The sequence below is a fragment of the Terriglobales bacterium genome (genome assembly GCA_035543055.1).
In the GTDB taxonomy this organism is placed as follows: Bacteria; Acidobacteriota; Terriglobia; order Terriglobales; family Acidobacteriaceae; genus JAIQFD01.
Map to the genome: position 1 here is coordinate 1 of DATKKJ010000046.1, position 6,091 is coordinate 6,091.

Annotated in this window: 7 protein-coding genes; 2 read left to right on the top strand and 5 right to left on the bottom strand. The window is 63.5% G+C overall.

The window, feature by feature from the left end; genetic code table 11:
• Positions 1 to 1,870: sodium-translocating pyrophosphatase (locus tag VMS96_03290; protein HVP42427.1), on the top strand; the 1,870-nt coding region annotated here is incomplete at its 5' end.
• 108 nt (positions 1,871 to 1,978) lie between these two features.
• On the opposite strand, the gene VMS96_03295 is transcribed toward VMS96_03290, so the two are convergent.
• The gene (locus VMS96_03295; protein ID HVP42428.1) at positions 1,979 to 2,236 is read right to left on the bottom strand and encodes a hypothetical protein; all 258 of its coding nucleotides are present in this window, start codon (positions 2,234 to 2,236) and stop codon (positions 1,979 to 1,981) included.
• Between the two features lie 192 nt (positions 2,237 to 2,428).
• Here VMS96_03295 and VMS96_03300 point away from each other — a divergent pair, with 192 nt between their 5' ends.
• Complete coding sequence (locus VMS96_03300) at positions 2,429 to 2,686, top strand: hypothetical protein (GenBank protein ID HVP42429.1); 258 nt, start codon at positions 2,429 to 2,431, stop codon at positions 2,684 to 2,686.
• Positions 2,687 to 2,769: 83 nt separating this feature from the next.
• On the opposite strand, the gene VMS96_03305 is transcribed toward VMS96_03300, so the two are convergent.
• From VMS96_03305 to VMS96_03320, 4 genes are all read right to left on the bottom strand, one after another.
• Positions 2,770 to 3,498, bottom strand: a complete 729-nt coding sequence (locus VMS96_03305; protein HVP42430.1) for a response regulator transcription factor — start codon at positions 3,496 to 3,498, stop codon at positions 2,770 to 2,772.
• Positions 3,495 to 4,397 carry a HAMP domain-containing sensor histidine kinase gene (locus tag VMS96_03310; GenBank protein HVP42431.1) on the bottom strand — a complete coding sequence of 301 codons (903 nt, stop codon included), beginning with the start codon at positions 4,395 to 4,397 and terminating at the stop codon, positions 3,495 to 3,497. Before VMS96_03310 ends, VMS96_03305 begins: the two co-directional genes overlap by 4 nt.
• Positions 4,398 to 4,488: 91 nt before the next feature.
• Positions 4,489 to 5,388, bottom strand: coding sequence for an acyl-CoA desaturase (locus tag VMS96_03315; protein ID HVP42432.1), 900 nt, complete (start codon positions 5,386 to 5,388; stop codon positions 4,489 to 4,491).
• A gap of 115 nt (positions 5,389 to 5,503) precedes the next feature.
• On the bottom strand, positions 5,504 to 6,091 hold a 588-nt coding region (locus VMS96_03320), incomplete at its 5' end, for an NAD(P)-dependent oxidoreductase (protein HVP42433.1).

Below are 6,091 nucleotides of genomic sequence, written 5' to 3' on the forward strand. Positions count from 1 at the left end.
CATCCCCGGCGATTACGCCGGGCCGTGCTTCATCGGCTTCGCCATCGGCGAGTCGCTGGGGGCGGCGGCGCTGCGCATCGCAGGCGGCATCTTCACCAAGATCGCCGACATCGGCTCCGACCTGATGAAGATCGTCTTCAAGATCAAGGAAGACGACGCGCGCAACCCCGGCGTCATCGCCGACTGCACCGGGGACAACGCGGGTGACTCGGTGGGCCCGACCGCGGACGGCTTCGAGACCTACGGTGTCACCGGCGTGGCCCTGATCACGTTCATCCTGCTGGCGGTGAAGGATCCGACCGTGCAAGTGCAACTGCTGGTCTGGATCTTCGTGATGCGCATCATGATGCTGTTTTCCAGCTCCGGCGCCTACTTCCTCAACCACGCGGTGGCCAAGGCCAAGTACGGCAACTCGAATGATTTCAACTTCGAGAACCCGCTGACCTCGCTGGTGTGGCTGACTTCGATCGTCTCCATCGGCCTGACATACGTGACTTCCTACTACATCATCCCGGACCTGGGCGGCAACGAGACCCTGTGGTGGAAGCTGTCGACCATCATCTCGTGCGGCACGCTGGCCGGGGCGCTGATCCCGGAACTGGTGAAGGTGTTCACCTCCACCGAGTCGGCGCACGTAAAGGAAGTGGTGAACGCGGCGGAGGAAGGCGGCGCGTCGTTGAACATCCTGTCGGGCTTCGTGGCCGGCAACTTCTCGGCGTACTGGCTGGGACTCGCGATGGTGGCGCTGATGAGCATCGCGTTCGTGGTCAGCACTCACGGGCTGGGCGGGATGATCGTGGGCACGCAGATACCGCTGATGCTGGCGCCGGCGGTGTTCGCCTTCGGTCTGGTGGCCTTCGGCTTCCTGGGCATGGGACCGGTCACCATCGCGGTGGACTCCTACGGCCCGGTGACCGACAACGCGCAGTCGGTCTATGAGCTCTCCCTCATCGAGCAGATCCCGAACATCGAGAAGGAGCTCAAGAAGGACTTCAACATGGACGTGGACTTCGAGCGGGCCAAGCACCTGCTGGAGGCCAACGACGGCGCGGGCAACACCTTCAAGGCGACCGCCAAGCCGGTGCTGATCGGCACCGCGGTGGTGGGGGCGACCACGATGATCTTCTCGATCATCATGGCGCTGACCAACGGGTTGACGGCGAACGTCAGCAACCTGTCGCTGCTGCACGCTCCCTTCGTGCTCGGACTGATCACGGGCGGGGCCATGATCTACTGGTTCACCGGCGCCGCCACCCAGGCGGTGAGCACGGGCGCGTTCCGCGCAGTGGAGTTCATCAAGGCCAACATCAAGCTGGAAGGCGCGGAGAAAGCTTCGGTGGAGGACAGCAAGAAGGTGGTCGCCATCTGCACCCAGTACGCGCAGCGCGGCATGTTCAACATCTTCCTGGCGGTGTTCTTCGCGACCCTGGCGTTCGCGTTCGTGGAGCCGTTCTTCTTCATCGGCTACCTGATCTCGATCGCCATCTTCGGCCTGTACCAGGCCATCTTCATGGCCAACGCGGGCGGGGCCTGGGACAACGCCAAGAAGATTGTCGAGGTGGAGCTGAAGCAAAAGGGCACCGAGCTGCACGCCGCAACCGTGGTGGGCGACACGGTGGGCGACCCGTTCAAGGACACTTCCTCGGTGGCCATGAACCCGGTCATCAAGTTCACCACCCTGTTCGGCCTGCTGGCGGTGGAGCTGGCGGTGAGCCTGACGGCGAAGTCCGGGGCGACCCTCCACCTGGTGCTGGCGGGCCTGTTCTTCCTGGTGTCGGTAGTCTTCGTCCATCGGTCGTTCTACGGGATGAGGATCGGATCGGTGAAATCGGCGGCGGCCAAGGCAGAAATGCGGATGACAGCGGATTAGCGGACTGTTGAGGGCGAGACGCCCTCAGGACAGCCGGCGAGACGCCGGCGGTACATTAGGACGCCACCGGGTGACCGGTGGCGTTCGGCTTTGAGAGCAATCCCGCCCTCAGTCGCCCTTCATCTTGCTCCTCACGGACTTGGCGAGCTTCTCGATCTCCTCGGCCTTCTTGATGACCGCCAGCGACAGGGTCTCCTGGCCGGCCGTATCTACCTCACGCTTGAGTTGAGTGGCCAGGGTGAGAAGGCGGTCCGTATCGCGGCGGATCTCCTGGTACCGTTGCTTGGACTGCGCCTTCTTCAGCTCCTTTTCGCGTTCGATCTCTTCCTGAGTCGGGGCTTGTTGGCTACCGATGCGCTGCGACACTTGCGCTGCTGGCCGGGGCGCAGGCGGCCTGCGCCCCTCTTGGGCCAACGTTGGAAACACAGCAAGCAGCAAGAACGGAAGCAAGAAGCGATGACGCAACATGGCACTCTCCGGGTTTGAGTGCGAAGGATTATACCGGCGAGACCGGCTGCTATAATCGCGCGCGCCGGCCGCGCGTGGGCCGCTTTTCTCATGAGACTGCAAGCCATCCTTCAAGACTGGCGGGTTGACTCGTACAGCTTCCTCCGCCACGCGTTTCCCAAGATCCTGGTCGTGCTGGCCGGAGCGATCATCCTCCTCTGGCTGCTCAAGCTGGTCACCGGGCGGCTGGTGCGTTTTGCCGGACGCAAAGACCTTCCGGTCCCCCTCGACCCTCACCACGCGCGCGCTTCGAGGAAAGCCATGTACAAGCCGCACCCGCCCGCTTGTACGTGGTGGATTCCGAGTTGAGCAGACGGAAGCGCGAAATCAACTGACAGAAGGTAGGGGGTAGGAGGCGAGTGCTGGGATCCTCTTCTTGTTCCACCGCCTCGCTACTTGCTACCTGCTTTTCCCTTGGAGTCACGGACGAATTTGTAGCCGATGCCGCGCACGGTCAGCACGTACCTGGGCTGCGATTGGTCGGGTTCGATGTAGCGGCGCAGGCGCACGATAAAGTTGTCAATGGCCCGGGTGTCGGTGTCCTCCCGCAGATTCCAGACCTCGGCCAGAATGGCCCGGCGGGAGACCGGGTGGCCGGCGTTGCGGATGAGGTAGCGCAACAACTCCGCTTCCATCACCGTGAGGCGATAGGTCTTCTTGCCGGTGCGCAGCTCCAGGTTCTCGAAGTCCACGACCCGCCCGTCAAAGCTGTAGGTGTCGGAGGGCGGCTGCTCGCCGATGCCGCGCAACCATTGGGTGCGGCGCAGCAGGCTGGTGATCCGCGCCAGCAAGATGGAAAGCTCGAAGGGCTTGGGCAGATAATCGTCGGCGCCGGATTCGAATCCTCGTAACACGTCCTCGGGCCGTCCGCGCGCGGTCAACATCAGGACGGGAACATAGTTCCGCGCCTGGCGAAGCTCCTGGGCCACGGTGAAGCCGTCCTTCCCCGGCAACATCACGTCGAGCACCACCAAGTCGAACGGCTCTCTTGCCGTCAGCAGGCGCGTCAGCGCGTCTTCGCCTTTGTCGATGATCTGGACGGAATGGCCTTCGGCCTCCAGGTTGAAGCGGAGCCCTTCCGCCAGGTGGATCTCGTCTTCGACCAGCAGGATGCGGCTCATACGCGGTACATCCTGGGCAGGCGCATGGTGAAGGCGCTGCCCTGGCCTTCGCCTTCGCTCTCGGCCAGCACGTCGCCCCCGTGGCGGCGGGCGATGGAGCGCACGATGAACAGTCCCAGCCCGGTGCCTTTCACCTGGCCGGCGGCGGCCGGCGCACGGTAGAAGCGCTTGAAGATCCGCTTCAACTCCCGCCGGGGGATGCCGATCCCGTTGTCGCGTACGCGCAGCAGGACGGTATCGAGGTCGGGAGTGACCACGTCTACCACGATGTCCTTCCGCTCGCCGGAGTATTTGACCGCGTTGTCGAGGAGGTTGGCGGTGGCGGTGCGAAGCTCCTCAGGATTCCCCCGCAGGAAGATCTCGCCCTGGGGCGCCACGCCGAAGCGCAACGATTCCGGGGTGAGGTGGTGGCGGATGCGGGCGAGCTCCAGTGCGTCGCGGGCCAGGAGCGAAAGATCCACCTCTTGCCAGTTTCGGCGGCCGTCGCCATGGCGCGCCTCCCCGGCACGCAGCACCTGCTCGACCGTCCCCAGCAGCCGGTCGGTATCTTCCAGCATGATGCGGTAGAACTCCTCGCGCTTGGCTGGTTCCACGGAGCGGTGCTGCAGCGTCTCCAAGTACAAGCGGATGGAGGCAATGGGGGTCTTCAGCTCGTGGGTCACGGCGTTCAGGAAGCTGTCCTGCTGCTCGTTGCGCCGGATCTCGCGCACCAGGAAGATAGTGTTGAGGGCCACGCCGGCGATGAGGAAACCGAAGAAGATCACGCCCAGCACCAGGGGAACGACCTCGCGCCACTTGAGCACGATCCAACTGATGTTGAGCGCGATGGCGACCCCGACCAGGGCGGAGCCCAGAGTGACGAAAAACGCGATCGTCTTGGTGCGGCGGGCGATGCGCATGCGGATGCTTCAGATTCTAGAGTAAGTGGGGCGCACAAGAAAGAAACCGCGGGCGCAAAACCCGCGGTTCAGGTGATTCCGGCTTGTGCAGCTAGTCGCCGGCGACGGTCGCCAGCTCTTCCTCGGCGGGAGTCTCCACTGCCTGTGGGACGGTCAGGGGCGCCGGCGCCAGGCGCGGCAGCTTGACGTCCCACGCCAGGCCAACCATCTTCAGGAAGGAGATGCAATACCAGTTCCAGTCGATCTCCCACCAGACCAGGCCGTGCCGCGCCGACTGCGGGTGCGCGTGGTGGTTATTATGCCAGCCCTCGCCGAAGCTCACGATCGCAACCCAGAAACTGTTGGTGGACTTATCGCCGGTGAGGAAGCGCTGCGAGCCCCACATGTGGGTGGCCGAGTTCACCAGGAAGGTGAAGTGCAGCCCGATGGTGGTGCGGAAGAACGTCCCCCACATCAGGTACGGCCAGCCGCCGATGAACAGCAGCGCCAGTCCCAGCAGGGTCAGCGGCACCCAGTGCCACTTGCTGATCCACATGTGGAAGCGGTCCTTGCGAAGGTCAGGAACGTAGGGCAGGAGCTCGGAGTTGTCGTTGTGGATGGTCTTGCCGGTGACGATCCAGCCGATGTGCGACCAGAATCCGCCCTCGAGGGGGGTATGCGGATCGCCTTCCACGTCGGTGTTCTGATGGTGGAGGCGGTGAGTCGCCACCCAGTAGATCGGTCCGCCTTCCAGGGCGAGCGTGCCGAACGTGGTCAGCAAGTACTCCAGCCACTTCGGCGTTTTGTAGCCGCGGTGGGTCAGCAGGCGGTGGTAGCCCATGCCGATGCCGAAGCTGCCGGAAATCACCCAGAGCGCGGCGGCGACCGCAATCGCCTTCCAGCTGACGAAGAAAAACGCGGCGATGGCGCCAATGTGGAACGCGACCATGAAGAACGTGGTGACAGGATTGAGCGACTCGCGGAAGGTGCGGTCGCCTTTCTGGAAGCTCATGAGGCTCCGTCTGACAGAAGAGATTGACTGCGGATATCCTCATGAACTTATCAGGTGGCCCTGTGGCGTGTTTGTAATAATTGTGTAATTGCTTGAAAACAAAGCCCGCCCGAGCCTAAGCCGGCACCCCCTTGACCTCCAGCCCGGCCCACTTCTGAAGCAGGGTGAGGGTGGCCGCGTAGTCGAGGTCGTCCATGCCCTCCTCGCTGGCAATCTCGTAGATCTCCTCGACCTTCTCCAGCGCCGGCAGCTTGACCCGGGCGTGCCTGGCGGCCTCCAGCATCAGGCGGATGTCCTTGTACATGAGGCGCAAGGGGAAATTGGGCGAGAAATCGTGCCTGAGGACGAAAGGCCCCTTGTAGTCCACCACGCCGGACTTGACCATGGTCATGCCGACGAGCTCCAGCAGGTCCTCGGGGCGGACGCCTTGCTTGGTGGCCAGGGTGAGGGCTTCGGCAAAGCCTTCATAGATGAGGGCGATCATCAGGTTCATGGCGATCTTGGTGGCCTGGCCTTTGCCGGTGTCGCCCATGCGCTTCACTGCCTTGCCCATCGCTTCGAACAAGGGCCGAATGCGCTCCAGGGTGGCCTCCGCGCCGCCCACCATGAAGATGAGCTGGCCGGCTTCGGCGCCGATCTTGGAGCCGGTGATAGGCGCGTCCACGTAATCAGCGCCCCGTTCCCTCACCCGCTGGGCGAACTC

Coding starts and splice junctions, on each gene's coding strand:
- VMS96_03310 (HVP42431.1), bottom strand. CDS start 4,397: ATGCGCATCGCCCGCCGCACCAAGACGATCGCGTTTTTCGTCACTCTG.
- VMS96_03315 (HVP42432.1), bottom strand. CDS start 5,388: ATGAGCTTCCAGAAAGGCGACCGCACCTTCCGCGAGTCGCTCAATCCT.
- VMS96_03300 (HVP42429.1), top strand. CDS start 2,429: ATGAGACTGCAAGCCATCCTTCAAGACTGGCGGGTTGACTCGTACAGC.
- VMS96_03305 (HVP42430.1), bottom strand. CDS start 3,498: ATGAGCCGCATCCTGCTGGTCGAAGACGAGATCCACCTGGCGGAAGGG.